Origin of the sequence: Ochrobactrum sp. SSR (assembly GCF_030067775.1) — a bacterium.
In the GTDB taxonomy this organism is placed as follows: Bacteria; Pseudomonadota; Alphaproteobacteria; order Rhizobiales; family Rhizobiaceae; genus Brucella; species Brucella teleogrylli.
This window is the reverse complement of record NZ_CP125969.1, coordinates 1,693,464-1,709,481: the sequence shown is the minus strand read 5'-3', so window position 1 is coordinate 1,709,481 and position 16,018 is coordinate 1,693,464. Positions and strand designations below refer to the sequence as shown.

The following is a 16,018-nucleotide window of genomic DNA, read 5'->3' as shown; positions in this document are numbered from 1 at the left end:
TACTGCCGCTTCGATCGTATTTTCATTTATCGCTATGCATGAGAATGCTTACGCTAATGATTACAAAAAAATGTCCGGACAATACAACCAAGGTGCATATTAAGGCGATTTCCTATGAAGGATCTAATTATTACCCAACATTTTCGATAGAAGAGGATAATAGAAATACGTGGCTAACTTTGTCGAAAAAATCTGGATTGAACACAGAATATGGCCGCGCTATGTATGCTCTTTTGCTTGCAGCTAAATCTGGTTATTATCCTGTAACTTTATTCTGCGATAATAGCAACGGCGATGTAAAGAAAATCGATATGGATCCAAAGTAATATATTTTTATTATTTGTTAAATATAATTGAATATATTTCTCATATTATTTTATATTTATATAATTTATTGGGTAAACATATGTATAAAAAAGAAGGCTATCCTTGGTTCTCTTATAGTCGTTCTCGTTACTTTTCCGATGAGGGCCAATGCAGTTGATCCTCCTCTCAAAGGTGCATTTTCATTAGCGCGTCAATTAAGGGCGGTCGCCCCCTTTCTTTCGTTGTCCCGATACACGCTTGATCTGACGAGGAATACAGCGACTCGCCAAGGCTCTCCGCAAGAGTTTCCCATAGAGGCAAGTCGCCACCATATTATTCCTCAAGAACGTCTTCGAGCTTTTTTTGCAACCGTAGTGGCACACCCAGGCCATTTACGGAGGTTGCATACAGCCTGGATTAATTTCAGGATCATGGCGCGGAGTACGTTTGGTCAGATGGCTGCGGATTCTCTTGATCGCAGGCGAACGGCTACTTGTCCTGCAATAACGTATGCTGAAGTTGCACAGGCTATGGATCTTGCGGATGGTTTTGCGAGTGGTCGAGTGGTGCCTGGAGGAACGATTGAGCCAGAGGGCTTAGATGCGTTCAGTGACTATTTTTTGTGGGCTCCGGGAAACTTGTTTGAGGGGCCATCAGGCATGAATAGAGTGGATGATCCCGCGCACGCGCCGCGAAATGATCCTCGATATCAAAACGAGAATGAAGGTTTTGAAATTTATGCAGAATACATTGTAGGACGTGATAGATTTCAGTATCTCAGTCGACTTAATCGCAATATGTATAATTATATTCAAGATCCATCAGGAAATGAAGGTCTGCTTCGACAAATATCTGCTGATCTTACGCATCTTTACAGAGAAAGCAGTACAAATTATCGCATAACACCTTTAGATCCTGATCAGTGGGAGAGAGTTGGCGTTTTAGGAGGGAGACTTTATCGGATCAGGAGACACACACGACAGAAGAGGAGTGCTTCTTTAGTGGAAGACCAGATACAGAATCCGATTGTCACGGATAGTTCAACTAAGTGTTTATCCCGTATTGTGCCACATGACATCTCAACTTCTGTGCTATCGATGCTTCTTCTCGAATAATCGTTAACTGCTCGGATGATTCATCCTGTTTAATTTCAAGGCTCATCGCGGAAGCCAGAAGACGGTGATTGCTGAGAGCCTGTTCCAAAAAACGTCCTATATATGCGAAAATGGCAATTTGAGATTTGCTTTCGCATAATCTGAACCGAAAAGTCTGCAGCTTTTTTGGGATTATGCGAGGCTTCCGGTGCTCACGTGCCATGAATACGCTTCGCTCTGGTATTCGAGAATCACCATTTTCGCACACATGCCGCTTTTTGATTCAGGCTCTGAGAGCCCGACGTTCGATTTTTGTCGAATTTCTTGTCCGCAAGATCATTTCACACTCGACTTTATCGCGGAAGCATATACTGACATCCCTGTGCATATTGTTTAAGATGTCTTGTAATGAAACGGCTTCCTGACTTCGACGGTCTCCGGTTTGTATTGTGTCTCGGGATCGCATTCTTCCATTATTCTTTTCGGGTTTCCGTGAAGAACGATGCACTGTCTGATCTTATATCAACATTTGCTTATTTTACCGATGTCTTTTTTATAGTCTCCGGTCTCTTTCTGGCGCGGCGCGCAAACTATATCTGGGACCCGCGCCACTACGCTGCTTTCATGGGCAAGCGCCTTGCGCGAATCTATCCGCTGCATCTGGTGACCTTTTTGTGTTTCGCGCTCATATCGGTGCTGACGGCCAAGGGGTTTTTACACCCCGCTGTGCTGCCGAACATGAATGTGTGGGACGGTGTGGCCCAATTGTTCCTCGTGCAAAGCTGGGGATTCGGCGAAAGCCTGTCCTATAATTACGTCAGCTGGTCGCTCAGCGCGCTGTTCCTGATGTATCTGTGTTTCCCGCTCTTCGATATGCTGTGCAAACGGCTGGGCAGCGGTGTGCTGGTTGTGGTCGCCATTGCCTTGCTGGGCGGCGAATATCTGGCGCGCTCGGTCGGCACACCATCGCTGACGCGGATACAATTTGCCGATATCGGCGTGTTTCGCGCGCTGCCGTCGTTTCTGTTCGGCATGTGGCTGGCGCGGCGAAAGCATACCGATCTGCCGAAACCGCTGATTATGCTCGCTCTCGCCGGCTGTTTGGTGGTGTTTCTGTTTTATCATCCACAAAGCGCGATGGATGGCGTTCAAACATTGGAAGGACCCTGGCGGCTCGTCTTCCTCTATTTTTGCACCTATATTCTCTATGCCGCGAGCATGCAGAACATCTACACGCCGTTGCGATGGAACGGCTTCGTGAAATTGTCGCGTTACAGTTTCGGAATTTTCATTCTTCACCCTCTGGTCGGCCAGTTTTTCTTCAAGATCGCCTTCGCGATACTTCCGGCAGAAGCCGCGCAGAGTGGCTTCAGCGCGCTTCTGCTGATTTCCGGCTGCACGTTGATCAGTGTGCTTGTCGCCATTGCTGCGTGGCATCTGTTTGAAAATCCGATCCACCGCTGGGCGGTGCGCCGCATCGACTTGTGGATGGACAGACTGGGTGAAAGCGCACCGATGATGCGCCGACGCGACGCATGACCCGGAAAAGCATGGACGTACCGGAAAGTCTCTTTTAGAAACCTCTGGCGGCGCAGCCCGTAACTGGTGTCTGCTGCGCCCGTGTCATGGAGGAATAATGAGCACCGAGCCCGTTTCCACGCAGTTTTCGCACGACCATCCGCTGTGGCAGCCCGATGCGCAACGCATCGCAGCCAGCACGCTGGAACAATTCCGCATTCGCGCCGAGCAGCGCACCGGCCTCAGCCTGTCGGATTATGCGGCGCTGCATCGCTGGTCGGTGGAAGATCGCGCGGGCTTCTGGACGCTCATCTGGGATTTCTGCGAGGTCATTGGCGAGCGCGGTGCAACGGCCCTTGTCGACAAGGGCCATATGCGCGAGGCGAAATTCTTTCCCGAAGCGCGGCTTAATTTCGCGGAAAATCTCCTGCGCCAGCAGGGCCACGACGACGCCATCGTCTTCCGTGGCGAGGACAAGGTGGAGCGTCGCCTGAGCTGGAACGATCTCCACGCGCTTGTCTCGAAACTCCAGCAATTCATGCTGGCCGAAGGCGTAGAGCCGGGCGACCGCATCGCGGGCATGATGCCCAATATGCCGGAGGCCGTTGCGCTGATGCTGGCCGCCAGCTCCATCGGCGCCGTCTGGTCGTCGTGCTCGCCGGATTTCGGGGTGCAGGGCGTGCTCGACCGCTTCGGCCAGATCGAACCGAAGCTGTTCTTTGCCTGCGATGGCTATTGGTACAATGGCAAGCGCATTGAGGTGGCCGACAAGGTGGCGCAGGTCACGGCACAGCTGCCGGGATTGCGTCGGTCGGTGATCGTGTCCTATCTGGGCGAAGCGGAAGCTGTCGCGCAGAAGGCTGCGAAGGGCGTGGCGCTTGATGAAGCGCTGAGCGCCTTTGCCGCAAAGCCTGTCGAATTCACACGCCTACCTTTCGATCATCCGGTCTATATTCTGTTTTCCTCCGGCACGACCGGCATTCCAAAATGTATCGTCCATCGCGCGGGTGGGGTGCTGTTGCAGCATCTGAAAGAGCAGCGTCTCCATGCAGATATCCGCGAAGGCGACAAGTTCTTCTATTTCACCACTTGCGGCTGGATGATGTGGAACTGGCTGGCGTCGGGCATCGGTTCCGGGGCCACCTTGCTGCTCTATGACGGCTCACCATTCTATCCCGATGGCAATGTGCTGTTCGATTATGCCGCCGCCGAAGGCATGACCTATTTCGGCACATCGGCAAAGTTTATCGACGCCGTGCTGAAAGCCGGGCTGAAGCCGGGCGAAACGCACGACCTCTCGGCGCTGCGCACTGTTTCGTCCACCGGCTCGCCGTTGTCGCCGGAAGGCTTTGCCTTCGTCTATGACGCCATCAAGCCGGATGTGCATCTTGCGTCCATTTCCGGCGGAACGGATATCGTGTCCTGCTTTGTGCTGGGCGTGCCGACGGAACCCGTCTGGCTGGGCGAAATTCAGGGCGCTGGCCTCGGCATGGCTGTCGATGTCTGGAACGATGACGGCCAGCCGGTGCGCATGCAGAAAGGCGAACTGGTCTGCACGAAGGCGTTTCCATGCATGCCGCTGCAGTTCTGGAACGACCCGGATGGGGCGAAATATCAGGCCGCCTATTTCGAGCGCTTCGACAATATCTGGTGCCATGGTGATTTTGCCGAATGGACCGCACATGACGGCATCGTCATTCATGGACGTTCGGACGCGACGTTGAACCCCGGCGGCGTGCGTATCGGTACGGCGGAAATCTACAATCAGGTCGAGCAGATGCCGGAGATCGCCGAGGCGCTCTGCATCGGTCAGGATTGGGATAAGGATGTGCGGGTAGTGCTGTTCGTGCGGCTTGCTGAAGGCGTGACGCTGGATGACGATCTGAAGGCGCGCATCAAGACCAAGATCCGTACCGGCGCTACGCCGCGCCATGTTCCGGCGAAGATCGTCGCCGTCAGCGATATTCCGCGCACCAAGTCCGGCAAGATCGTCGAACTGGCCGTGCGCGACATCGTGCATGGGCGCGAGGTGAAGAACCGCGAGGCGCTGGCCAATCCGGAAGCGCTTGAGCTTTATCGGGACGTTCCTTCCCTGCAGGAAGACTGATTTCTATTCCTGCTCCGATGCGCGGGATGATGCGCAAACAAAAGCTGAACCGGCGACGAAGGTCGCCGGTTTTCGCGCAACAAAATTTCTTTATCCGGTAATAAATAGCCACAGAACGCCGCGCAAAGCCATTGCCTATTTGACCGCCACGGGACACTCTGACCAGACATAGCCGTCTTGAAAAAGATGGATACCGGGCAGAACTTGTGGAGGACGAGTATGTTTGCTTCGGGCATGAATTTCGGTCTTGGCGAGGAGATCGAAGCCCTTCGTGAGACCGTGCGCCGTTTCGCGGAAAGCCGCATTGCGCCGCTTGCCGCCGAAACCGACCGCAATAACGCATTTCCCATGCATCTGTGGCGTGAACTGGGTGAGCTGGGTGTGCTGGGCATCACGGCGCCGGAAGAGTATGGCGGCGCGGGTCTCGGCTATCTCGCCCATTGCGTGGCCATGGAAGAGATCAGCCGCGCCTCGGCCTCGATTGGCCTCAGCTATGGCGCGCATTCCAATCTCTGCGTCAACCAGATCAAGCGCAACGGCTCAAGCGAGCAGCGCGCCAAATATCTGCCAAAGCTCATTTCCGGTGAACATGTCGGCGCGCTCGCCATGTCCGAGCCGGGAGCCGGATCGGACGTGGTTTCGATGAAGCTTCGCGCCGAAAAGCGCGGCGACGCCTATGTGCTGAACGGCAACAAGATGTGGATCACCAACGGCCCGGATGCCGATGTGCTGGTGGTCTACGCCAAGACCGATCCGTCGGCTGGCTCGCGCGGGATGAGCGCCTTTATCGTCGAGAAAAGTTTCAAGGGTTTCTCGACCGCGCAAAAGCTCGACAAGCTTGGCATGCGCGGCTCCAACACCTGCGAGCTGGTGTTCGAAAATTGCGAAGTGCCTGCCGAGAATGTGCTGGGCGAGGTCGGCAAGGGCGTCAACGTGCTGATGTCCGGCCTCGACTATGAGCGTGTGGTGCTGGCGGGCGGCCCGCTTGGCATCATGGCGGCCTGCCTTGATGTCGTGGTGCCCTATGTGCACGAGCGCAAGCAGTTCGACCAGCCGATCGGCGAATTCCAGCTCATGCAGGGCAAGCTCGCCGACATGTATGTGACCTTCAACGCCTCGCGTGCCTATACCTATGCTGTGGCGGCAGCCTGCGACCGGGGCGAGACGACGCGCAAGGATGCGGCGGGCTGCATTCTCTACACGGCAGAAAATGCGACCCAGATGGCCTTGCAGGCAATCCAGTCGCTGGGCGGCAATGGCTATATCAACGACTATCCGACCGGGCGTCTGCTGCGCGATGCCAAGCTTTACGAAATCGGTGCGGGTACGTCGGAAATCCGGCGTATGCTGATCGGGCGGGAATTGTTTCAGGAGACCCGTTGATGCCGGTTCTAAAATCCGAGATATCGACGCGAAGCACTACCTATCAGGCTAACCGCAAGGCCATGCTTGAGGCCATCGATATCGTGGCCGAGGCGTCCCGCCTTGCCATCGATGGCGGCGGCGAGAAAGCGCGCGAACGTCATGTCGCACGCGGCAAGCTGCTTCCCCGTGACCGCGTTGCGCAATTGCTTGATCCGGGTTCGCCCTTTCTGGAAGTCGGTCTGACGGCGGGTCACGGCATGTATGACGGTGCTGCTCCTTCCGGCGGTATCATCACCGGCATCGGGCGCGTATCGGGACGCGAATGTATGATCGTCTGCAACGATGCGACGGTGAAGGGTGGCACCTATTATCCGGTGACGGTGAAAAAGCATCTGCGCGCGCAGGAGATCGCGGGCGAGAATCGCCTGCCCTGCATCTATCTGGTCGATTCAGGCGGGGCCAACCTGCCCAATCAGGATGAGGTTTTCCCGGATCGCGACCATTTCGGACGCATCTTTTACAATCAGGCGCAGATGTCGGCAGCGGACATTCCGCAGGTCGCCGTGGTCATGGGGTCGTGCACGGCGGGCGGCGCTTATGTGCCTGCCATGAGCGACGAGACGGTGATCGTGCGCAATCAGGGTACGATCTTTCTGGCTGGCCCGCCGCTGGTGAAGGCCGCGACCGGCGAAGTGGTGACGGCGGAAGACCTCGGCGGTGGCGACGTGCACACGCGGCTTTCAGGCGTGGCCGATCATCTGGCCAATGACGATGCCCATGCTCTCCAGATCGCGCGCGCCATCGCGGCCAATCTCAACAGTGAGAAACGCTCCTTCATTGCGAAGGGCGACGGTTCGGCCCCGCTCTATGACCCGGAAGAGCTTCTGGGCGTGGTTTCCGCCGATACGCGCATTCCCTATGATGTGCGCGAGGTGATTGCGCGGCTGGTGGACGGCTCGGATTTCAATGAGTTCAAGGCGCGCTACGGCGCCACGCTGGTTTGCGGCTTTGCCAGCATTTACGGCATGCCGGTGGGCATCATCGCCAATAATGGCGTGCTGTTTTCCGAAGCGGCCACCAAGGGCGCGCATTTCATCGAGCTTTGCTGCCAGCGCAATATTCCGCTGGTGTTTTTGCAGAACATCACCGGCTTCATGGTCGGGCGCAAATATGAGGCGGAAGGCATCGCCAAGCACGGCGCCAAGCTGGTGACGGCGGTGGCGACGGCCAATGTGCCGAAAATCACCATGCTGATCGGTGCATCCTATGGCGCGGGCAATTACGGTATGGCGGGACGGGCCTATTCCCCACGCTTTCTGTGGACCTGGCCGAACAGCCGCATCGCCGTGATGGGTGGCGAGCAGGCGGCGGGCGTGCTGGCGACCGTCAAGCGCGACGGGATCGAACGCACCGGTGGAACATGGTCGGCGGAAGAGGAAGCGGAGTTCAAGCGTCCGACGCTTGAAATGTTCGAGCGCCAGAGCCATCCGCTTTATGCCTCGGCACGGCTTTGGGATGACGGCATCGTCGATCCGCGCAAGAGCCGCGAAGTGCTGGGCCTTTCGCTTTCCGCAACGCTGAATGCGCCAGTCGAGCCGACGCGTTTTGGCCTGTTCAGAATGTGAAGGGGGCGATCAGATGTTCAAAAAGATACTGATTGCCAATCGCGGGGAAATTGCCTGTCGGGTCATCCGCACGGCGCGTCAATTCGGTATTGCCACCGTCGCGATCTATTCCGATGCGGACGCGCGGGCGCTGCATGTCGAAATGGCCGATGAGGCGGTGCGCGTCGGTCCAGCGCTTTCGGCGCAGAGCTATCTCAATGTCGAGGCGATTATCAAAGCTGCACTTGAAACCGGCGCGGAGGCAATCCATCCGGGCTATGGCTTTCTCTCGGAGAACGCCGGTTTTGTGGATGCCGTCGAGGCAGCAGGGCTGGTCTTTATCGGTCCCTCGGCAAAAGCCATCCGCGCCATGGGGTTAAAGGATGCCGCCAAGGCGCTGATGGAAAAAGCCGGTGTTCCCGTCGTGCCGGGCTATCACGGCGACAATCAGGACGGCGCTTTCCTCAAAAGCGAGGCGGATCGCATCGGCTATCCGGTGCTGATCAAGGCCCGGGCGGGTGGCGGCGGCAAAGGTATGCGGCGCGTCGATCAGGCGGCGGATTTTGCAGCAGCGCTGGACAGCGCGCGTCGCGAGGCGGAAGCCTCGTTCGGCGACAGCGCCGTGCTGGTGGAAAAATATATGACCAAGCCGCGCCATATCGAGGTGCAGGTCTTCGGCGATAATCACGGCCATGCGGTGCATCTTTTTGAGCGCGATTGCTCGCTGCAACGCCGCCACCAGAAGGTGATTGAGGAAGCGCCCGCACCCGGCATGACGCCGGATATGCGCGCGGTGATGGGCGAAGCTGCGGTGAAGGCCGCTTTGGCCATCGGCTATTCCGGCGCGGGCACGGTGGAGTTCATCGCCGATGTGTCGGAAGGGCTGCGGCCTGACCGGTTCTTCTTCATGGAAATGAACACGCGCTTGCAGGTGGAGCATCCGGTGACGGAAGCGATCACCGGTCTCGATCTGGTCGAATGGCAGTTGCGCGTTGCGTCCGGCGAAGCCTTGCCGAAGCGGCGGGATGAAATTGCAATCCATGGCTGGGCTTTTGAGGCGCGGCTTTACGCCGAGGACCCAGCCCGCGACTTTCTCCCCGCAACGGGCAAGCTTGCGCTGTTCGCTCCGCCGGAGCAGGCGCGTGTCGATTCCGGTGTGCGGACAGGCGATACCATCACGCCGTTCTACGATCCTATGATCGCCAAGATCATCGTCCATGGCCGGGATCGCGACGAGGCGATGAACCGACTCGACACGGCATTGGGCAAAACCCGCATTGCCGGACTCGTCACCAATCGCCAGTTCCTGTCGGCGCTCTGCAAGCTGAATGCTTTTCGCACCGGCGATGTCGATACCGGGCTGATTGCCCGCGAGGGGGGGCCAATTATTTGCTGACGAGCCGCCATCGGAAATCGCCTTTGCACTGGCGGCATTGGCGGCGCTCGATCTGCTGGATGCGCCGTTGAGCGACGATCCATGGTCGAGCCTGCGCGGATTTCGTCTGTGGGACGAAGCATCGCGCTCGGTGCTGCTCGACCATCAGGGCGAACGCCGGACGATCAGCTTCGCGATCAATGATCAACGGCGTTTCGGCTTCGATTTCGGCGCGGTCGAAATCCGCAGTCACGCAAACGGGCTGGTTCGGTTCTCCGTCGATGGCCGTGTGTCGGAAGCGTCTGTCGTCCGCATCGGGCATGATGTGACGGTGCAGTTCGACGGGCGCGACACCATATTTCATCATGTGCTGTCTGCCGGAGCGGAAGATGATGCGTCCACGGAAAGCCGCATTCTGGCTCCGATGCCAGGACTTGTACGGCTCGTATCCGCCGTGGAAGGCGCCAGCGTCGCGAAGGGCGATCCGCTGGTGACGATGGAGGCGATGAAGATGGAGCTTTCGCTGACCGCGCCACGCGACGGCAAGATCACATCCATTACTGTTGTGGCTGGCGATCAGGTCAGTGAAGGCGCGCTGCTTGTCGAATTGGAGGAAGAACATGGCTGAACACGTCGAAATCGTTGAAATGGCAGCACGTGACGGCCTGCAAAACGAGAAACGTTTTGTGCCGACGGCGGACAAGATCGCCCTGATCGACCGCCTGTCCGGCTGCGGTTATGCCCGCATCGAGGCGACAAGTTTCGTGAGCCCGAAATGGGTGCCGCAACTGGCCGATGCAGCAGACGTGATGGCGGGCATTCGTCGCGCCGACAGCGTGCGCTATTCTGTGCTCGTGCCGAACATGAAGGGCTATGAGGCGGCGGCTGCGGCCAATGTCGACGAGGTCGCGGTTTTCATTTCCGCCTCGGAGGGTTTTTCCAAAGCCAACATCAACTGCACGATTGCCGAGAGCATCGAACGCCTGTCGCCGGTAATTGGCGCTGCGATCAATGACGGGCTTGCGGTGCGCGGCTATGTCAGTTGCGCCATCGAATGCCCCTATGACGGGCCGACCGCGCCACAGGCCGTTGCCGATGTGACTGAGCAGCTTTTCTCGCTCGGTTGCCATGAGGTGAGCCTTGGCGACACGATTGGGCGCGGCACGCCCGACAAGGTCGCGGCCATGCTGGATGCGGTGCTTGCCATCGCCCCTGCGCACAGCCTTGCGGGCCATTATCACGACACGGGCGGACGTGCGCTCGACAATATTCGCGTCAGTCTGGAAAAGGGCTTGCGGGTGTTCGATGCATCGGTCGGCGGTCTGGGCGGTTGTCCTTTTGCGCCGGGTGCCAAGGGCAATGTCGATACGGTGGCAGTGGCCGAACTTTTGCACGGTTTGGGTTTTGAAACCGGCCTTGATCTGGACAAGCTGCGGTCGGCGGCATTGTTCGCGCAGGCGCTGCGTCAGGATAGAGCCGCATGAACCCTTTCGAGACCATTCAGCTTGCCATTGACGCGCGCGGCGTCGCAACGTTGACGCTGAACCGGCCCGAGCAGCACAATGTGCTTTCCGGTCTGATGATCGATGAACTGACCACTGCGGCGCTGCATCTGGCGGATGATCCGAAGGTCAGGATTGTGGTTCTGACCGGTGCGGGTACGAGCTTTTGCGCGGGCGGCGACCTTGGCTGGATGCAGGCGCAGGTGAATGCCAGCCGTGCGCAGCGGATCGAGGAAGCGCGCAAGCTCGCCTTGATGCTGAAGGCGCTTCGCGATCTGCCAAAACCGCTGATCGCGCGCGTCAATGGACAAGCCTATGGCGGTGGTATCGGCCTCATTAGTGTCTGTGATGCAGCCATCGGCGTGTCCGGCGCGCGCTTCGGCCTGACGGAGACGAAGCTTGGTCTGATACCTGCCACCATCAGCCCCTATGTCGTGGCGCGCATTGGTCAGGCCCATGCACTGCGCACATTCACCTCTGCCCGACTGTTCGACGCGCAGGAGGCAATGCGTATCGGCCTTCTGCATGAGGTGGTCGAGGCTGAGCAACTGGACGCGACGGTCGAAGCGGAGATCAAACCGTATTTTTCCACCGCACCGGCGGCGGTTGCGGCGTCGAAACGGCTCGTTCATGCGCTGGTCGCGCCGATTGACGAAGCCGTCATCGACACGACGCTCATCCGTCTTGCCGACACATGGGAAACACCGGAGGCCGCGGAAGGGATCGCGGCCTTTTTTGCGAAGCAATCACCATCATGGAAGGGAGGGAGTTAGACTTTGGGAGGAAGCCGATTTTCGCTGTCACTGTGGGCACTTGGCCCCTTGCAATCGAAAGCCGGAAATGCATTCTTAGCACATCACGAAAGCGGCTCCCGTTTTGGAGCAGTTTTCCGAAACTGCCGAGGCTGTTTTGGATAATATTATGGCTCCAGTCCCTTTTTGGGTGCGGTGCGGCGCGCTTTTGGATCGACCCTTTGAGATCGTAAGATGAAACAAAAGGGAGGGCCCGGCAATTCGCCAGCACGCAAGCGCTGACAATTGACCGGATGGGTTGCCATCATGGGTTAGATGAGGGCGCGTCCCAGGACGGCGCCCCACCAAAGGAGAAAAAGAATGAACCTGAAACTTCTGTCCAGCGTAGCTTTCGCTGCTACTCTCGGTTTTGCCAGTGCTGCTTATGCCGACATCACCATCGGCGTGGTTGCACCGCTGACGGGTCCGGTTGCCGCTTTCGGCGATCAGGTGAAGAAGGGCGCAGAAACCGCTGCCGAAGTCATCAACAAGGCTGGCGGCATCAAGGGCGAGAAAATCGTTCTGAAGTTTGCCGACGACGCCGGTGAACCGAAGCAGGGCGTCTCCGCTGCCAACCAGATCGTCGGCGATGGCATCAAGTTCGTCGTTGGCCCGGTCACGACCGGCGTTGCCATTCCGGTATCCGACGTTTTCTCTGAAAACGGCGTGCTGATGGTCACCCCGACTGCAACTGGCCCGGATCTGACCGCACGCAAGCTGGAAAACGTGTTCCGCACCTGCGGCCGCGACGACCAGCAGGCCGAAGTCATGGCCGATTATGTCCTGAAGAACTTCAAGGACAAGAAGGTCGCCGTGATCCACGACAAGGGCGCCTATGGCAAGGGTCTGGCCGACGCTTTCAAGGCTGCGATCAACAAGGGCGGTGTTACGGAAGTGCATTACGATTCCGTCACGCCGGGCGATAAGGATTTCAGCGCACTGGTCACCAAGCTGAAGTCGGCAGGCGCGGAAGTCGTGTATTTCGGCGGTTATCATGCCGAAGGCGGTCTCCTGTCGCGCCAGCTGCATGACGCTGGCATGCAGGCGCTGGTTCTCGGCGGCGAAGGCCTGTCCAACACCGAATATTGGGCAATCGGCGGCACCAACGCACAGGGCACGCTGTTCACCAATGCCAAGGACGCCACGAAGAACCCCGCATCCAAGGACGCCATCGAAGCGCTGAAGGCCAAGGGTATCCCGGCTGAAGCCTTCACCATGAACGCCTATGCCGCAGTTGAAGTCATCAAGGCTGGCATTGAAAGCGCAGGTTCGGCTGATGATTCGGCTGCCGTTGCCAAGGCTCTGCATGACGGCAAGCCGATCGAAACCGCAATCGGCACGCTGACCTATGGCGAAAATGGTGACCTCAGCTCGCCGAGCTTTGACATCTTCAAGTGGGATGACGGCAAGATCGTCGGCCTCGAATAAGACGCCCTCGACAGACAATCAGAAACGCCGGGCTTGTCCCGGCGTTTTTGCGTTCAGATAAATATTAGAAGGCAGTTCAGGACCCGGAAAAGTTGAACGTCGGTTCAAGCTCCTCGAAGGTGTCATCCATCGCATGAGTTGGACTGCCCGGAAAACCGAAATGCCCATAGGCAATGGACATCTGCCCCTCGGCCTTGCGCTCGCCGCCCTTGGAGATAGCCGCCACATAAAGCGCCGCGGCAAGACCCGTGCGATCCGCACCAGCCTTGCAATGAATGAGGATCGGTTTTTCGGCATTCTGCATCAGCGTGATCAGCTCCTGCGCGCGCTGGGGCGACAGCCGCTTGCTGGACGACATTTCAAAATCAACATGCTGGATGCCAAGCGCTTGTGAAGCGTTGATTTCGTCGTCATACCAATCCGCACCCGGTTCCGGACCGCGCAGATTGATGATGGTCTTGATACCGTAGGCCTTTTGCAGTTTTGCGATCCGCGCCGGATCAGGCTGGTTCGAACGATAGGCCTCTCCGGGCACAATTTCATGGACATTGCCGTTATACTGGATCGTATAGAGATAGCCGCCCAACATACTTGCTCCCGTCAAAGCAGCAAGAGCGCCAATTCTGACGCGGTTGATGGACCATTGGGCGTATATTTTGAAAAAGCTCATGGGAACGCTTTAAAAGAGTTTTATGAAATAAATTCTAGCGCCAGTTTTTGCTTGGCTTTGGCGGAGCATGGAGTAAGAATGAGACTTATTCTTGTTCGGCCTGGCGATATTCTGGCCGTTTTTTGGATAGCTTTGGTTACATATTTTATATCGGGCGACGGCCATAAGCCGTCAGGGGCAAGCATTCGTGTCAGTTGCGTGGCGTCAGTCGAAGTTGCGTTGGTTTTCCGTGGCTTAAGCTTCGGTTAACTATAAGTGTCTAGTCTGAATCCATGAAAAGCTGGGGCAGTTAGCGGAGCAGGTTTATGCAGCGCTACAGATTTGACGATAAAATGATTCTCACGGAAGCGATTGTCGAGCTTCTTAACCGTGGTGTTGAGCGCGATGATCTTGATCTGGTCTTGAGCCGGATTGGTCCGGTCGATCTTGATTTGATGCATCAGTGTCTGGTCGAGGTCTGGAACTATAACCATCCCGAATTTGCCGAAACGGCGATGGCTGCCTGATATCGGGCGGCTCGTTTCGGCGGGTGATTTCTGCTCTTTGGCAGAAATTTCGGGGATGTCACAATCTTGAAACGGAGAAGGTTTATATCTGCCTCCGTATCGGGAATTCACCTGGGATGACGACCGCGGATGAACCGGCGTCAACTCAGGTGAAAGCGGAAGGTCGGGTCCATCCCGGCCTTTTTCGTTTTTGTTTCCTTGCCTCTGGCTTTCCGCTTTTCAGGCAGGGGCGACGGAACACTGTTTTTGGAAACGGATAGGCTCCATGATACGCCACATCGTTCTCATCAAATTCAAGCCGGAACTTGATGGCGCGGCCATCGAGCGGGCACTTGCTTCGGTCGTCGCTCTCAAAGGCAAGATCGGCGGAATAGTTTCTGTCACGACCGGGGCCAACAACAGCCCCGAAGGGTTAGAAAAAGGCTTTCGCCACGGTTTTGTGGTGGATTTTGCCGATGCTGCGGCGCGTGACGCCTATCTGCCGCATCCCGAGCACGTCAAGGTTGGTAAGGCTCTCGTCGAAGCTGCGGAAGGCGGTGTCGACGGCATTCTGGTGTTCGATTTCGACATCTGACCATTAGCCTATAACAGAAGCCCGCCCACGCCCATGCGGGACAAGTCGGTCGAATTGAGGTCGATGCCTGCCATCAGGCGGTCCAGCACCCAGTCGAGACTGTTTTCTCGCATGCTGCGGGCCGAACCCGGTGCCGCGATGATATATTTGCCGTCGCGCCTTCCAAGCACCAGCAGATTGCCGGGATCGACCGGCATGCCGATGCGCAGAATTTCTCCGCCACTCTGGAGGATCGAACGCGGCACGATGTCGGTGGTGTCGGCAACCGCCGATGCACTGAAAACCACGAGAATGTCGCAGCCAATGCTTATGCCCGAAATCGCGCTGGCCAGCGCCTCCGTGTCATGCGCGACACGCTTTTCCACGATTAGCGTGCCGCCATTGCGCGCAACGCGCTTTTCCATCACCTCGCGCGTCTTGTCGAACACGGTCTCGCGGATAGAGGGAAGTCGCGACTGGATCAGGCCGATGCGCAGCGGGCGAAACGCCTTGACGTCCATCGCCTGTTGACCGTGGAGGAGGGGGCAGATGGCATCGACAAGATTTTTTGGTACGGCAAAGGGAATGATCTTGACCGTCGCGACCATCTGGCCTGCTTCCACGCGCATATGATTGCGTATTGTCGCTAGAGAAATGCGCGCGTCATAGACGTTGACCGCATCTATTGTTGAAGCATCCACGCAGAAAATACCGGTGGAGCTGGCAAAAAGATTGATGCGTCCGGTCGTCGCCGTGCCGGTATGGATCGTCTGCGAGGTGAGGGCGGCCCCGATCAACTGCGCCGCTTCATCTTCGCCAATATCGCCGGGCTCGAACCGAGCCGCCAGAACGCTTGTGAGGCCAGCCTGCTGCAAGGCCGCGCAATGTTCGCGGGTGAGCACGGTCCCCTTGCGCAGCGTGAGCGCACCCGCCGTTACCGCATAGGCCAGTACCGCGCCTTCGGCTTCATCGAGCGGGAAGTCGGCGAAAACCATGGTACCCTTTCCAGACTTCAGTCGGCCAGCCCCGAAACGTTGCGGGTTTTAGGTTGTGTGTTTTTAGATTGTCTTAGTCGCGGCCCGGCGACTTCACAATGTGGTTAATCGGTTCCAGATCGCGCGGCTATCGCAGGATTTATCCGTTGGTTGTACTTGCATGGCCGGGGACAAAGGATTAAGTCACCGCCGCGTCAGCGCAAC

Annotated in this window: 12 protein-coding genes and 1 pseudogene; 11 read left to right on the top strand and 2 right to left on the bottom strand. The window is 57.2% G+C overall.

Translation table 11 applies throughout. The annotated features are described in order from the left end of the window. Positions 1–761: 761 nt before the first annotated feature. The 9 genes and pseudogenes from QLQ11_RS08045 (at position 762) to QLQ11_RS08005 (ending at position 13,090) form a co-directional block, all read left to right on the top strand. Entirely contained in the window at positions 762–1,421 is a 660-nt protein-coding gene (locus QLQ11_RS08045; RefSeq protein WP_371835850.1) for a hypothetical protein, read from the top strand. A gap of 387 nt (positions 1,422–1,808) precedes the next feature. Beyond that, positions 1,809–2,939 carry an acyltransferase gene (locus QLQ11_RS08040; protein WP_109368081.1) on the top strand — a complete coding sequence of 377 codons (1,131 nt, stop codon included), beginning with the start codon at positions 1,809–1,811 and terminating at the stop codon, positions 2,937–2,939. 97 nt (positions 2,940–3,036) lie between these two features. Beyond that, complete coding sequence (locus QLQ11_RS08035; protein ID WP_109368082.1) at positions 3,037–5,025, top strand: acetoacetate--CoA ligase; 1,989 nt, start codon at positions 3,037–3,039, stop codon at positions 5,023–5,025. A gap of 234 nt (positions 5,026–5,259) precedes the next feature. Then, a complete protein-coding gene (locus tag QLQ11_RS08030; protein ID WP_171317214.1) occupies positions 5,260–6,408 on the top strand; it encodes an isovaleryl-CoA dehydrogenase in 1,149 nt (382 codons plus the stop codon). Continuing rightward, a complete protein-coding gene (locus QLQ11_RS08025) occupies positions 6,408–8,015 on the top strand; it encodes a carboxyl transferase domain-containing protein (RefSeq protein ID WP_109368084.1) in 1,608 nt (535 codons plus the stop codon). The genes QLQ11_RS08030 and QLQ11_RS08025 overlap by 1 nt, the downstream gene beginning before the upstream one ends. A gap of 13 nt (positions 8,016–8,028) precedes the next feature. Then, a pseudogene (locus QLQ11_RS08020) lies at positions 8,029–9,997 on the top strand (acetyl-CoA carboxylase biotin carboxylase subunit). After that, positions 9,990–10,853, top strand: a complete 864-nt coding sequence (locus QLQ11_RS08015; protein WP_109368086.1) for a hydroxymethylglutaryl-CoA lyase — start codon at positions 9,990–9,992, stop codon at positions 10,851–10,853. Before QLQ11_RS08020 ends, QLQ11_RS08015 begins: the two are co-directional and overlap by 8 nt. Beyond that, positions 10,850–11,644 carry a crotonase/enoyl-CoA hydratase family protein gene (locus QLQ11_RS08010; protein ID WP_109368087.1) on the top strand — a complete coding sequence of 265 codons (795 nt, stop codon included), beginning with the start codon at positions 10,850–10,852 and terminating at the stop codon, positions 11,642–11,644. The genes QLQ11_RS08015 and QLQ11_RS08010 overlap by 4 nt, the downstream gene beginning before the upstream one ends. Before the next feature lie 339 nt (positions 11,645–11,983). Then, a complete protein-coding gene (locus QLQ11_RS08005; RefSeq protein WP_109368088.1) occupies positions 11,984–13,090 on the top strand; it encodes a branched-chain amino acid ABC transporter substrate-binding protein in 1,107 nt (368 codons plus the stop codon). A gap of 76 nt (positions 13,091–13,166) precedes the next feature. Here QLQ11_RS08005 and QLQ11_RS08000 read toward each other — a convergent pair whose 3' ends face one another. After that, positions 13,167–13,679 (bottom strand): dual specificity protein phosphatase family protein, encoded by a 513-nt coding sequence (locus tag QLQ11_RS08000; protein WP_235942792.1) that lies wholly within the window; start codon positions 13,677–13,679, stop codon positions 13,167–13,169. A 386-nt stretch (positions 13,680–14,065) separates the two neighbouring features. On the opposite strand from QLQ11_RS08000, the gene QLQ11_RS07995 reads away from it, so the two are divergent. Next, positions 14,066–14,266, top strand: coding sequence for a hypothetical protein (locus QLQ11_RS07995; protein ID WP_109368090.1), 201 nt, complete (start codon positions 14,066–14,068; stop codon positions 14,264–14,266). Positions 14,267–14,531: 265 nt separating this feature from the next. After that, positions 14,532–14,840: a Dabb family protein gene (locus QLQ11_RS07990; protein ID WP_109368091.1), complete on the top strand. Its 309-nt coding sequence runs from the start codon at positions 14,532–14,534 to the stop codon at positions 14,838–14,840. An 8-nt stretch (positions 14,841–14,848) separates the two neighbouring features. On the opposite strand, the gene QLQ11_RS07985 is transcribed toward QLQ11_RS07990, so the two are convergent. Next, on the bottom strand, positions 14,849–15,814 hold the full coding sequence (locus QLQ11_RS07985; RefSeq protein ID WP_109368092.1) for a molybdopterin-binding protein: 966 nt from the start codon (positions 15,812–15,814) through the stop codon (positions 14,849–14,851). Between the last annotated feature and the right edge of the window lie 204 nt (positions 15,815–16,018).

Coding starts and splice junctions, on each gene's coding strand:
- QLQ11_RS08030 (WP_171317214.1), top strand. CDS start 5,260: ATGAATTTCGGTCTTGGCGAGGAGATCGAAGCCCTTCGTGAGACCGTG.
- QLQ11_RS08000 (WP_235942792.1), bottom strand. CDS start 13,679: ATGTTGGGCGGCTATCTCTATACGATCCAGTATAACGGCAATGTCCAT.
- QLQ11_RS08010 (WP_109368087.1), top strand. CDS start 10,850: ATGAACCCTTTCGAGACCATTCAGCTTGCCATTGACGCGCGCGGCGTC.
- QLQ11_RS08035 (WP_109368082.1), top strand. CDS start 3,037: ATGAGCACCGAGCCCGTTTCCACGCAGTTTTCGCACGACCATCCGCTG.
- QLQ11_RS08040 (WP_109368081.1), top strand. CDS start 1,809: ATGAAACGGCTTCCTGACTTCGACGGTCTCCGGTTTGTATTGTGTCTC.
- QLQ11_RS08015 (WP_109368086.1), top strand. CDS start 9,990: ATGGCTGAACACGTCGAAATCGTTGAAATGGCAGCACGTGACGGCCTG.
- QLQ11_RS07985 (WP_109368092.1), bottom strand. CDS start 15,814: ATGGTTTTCGCCGACTTCCCGCTCGATGAAGCCGAAGGCGCGGTACTG.
- QLQ11_RS08045 (WP_371835850.1), top strand. CDS start 762: ATGGCTGCGGATTCTCTTGATCGCAGGCGAACGGCTACTTGTCCTGCA.
- QLQ11_RS07995 (WP_109368090.1), top strand. CDS start 14,066: ATGCAGCGCTACAGATTTGACGATAAAATGATTCTCACGGAAGCGATT.
- QLQ11_RS08025 (WP_109368084.1), top strand. CDS start 6,408: ATGCCGGTTCTAAAATCCGAGATATCGACGCGAAGCACTACCTATCAG.
- QLQ11_RS07990 (WP_109368091.1), top strand. CDS start 14,532: ATGATACGCCACATCGTTCTCATCAAATTCAAGCCGGAACTTGATGGC.
- QLQ11_RS08005 (WP_109368088.1), top strand. CDS start 11,984: ATGAACCTGAAACTTCTGTCCAGCGTAGCTTTCGCTGCTACTCTCGGT.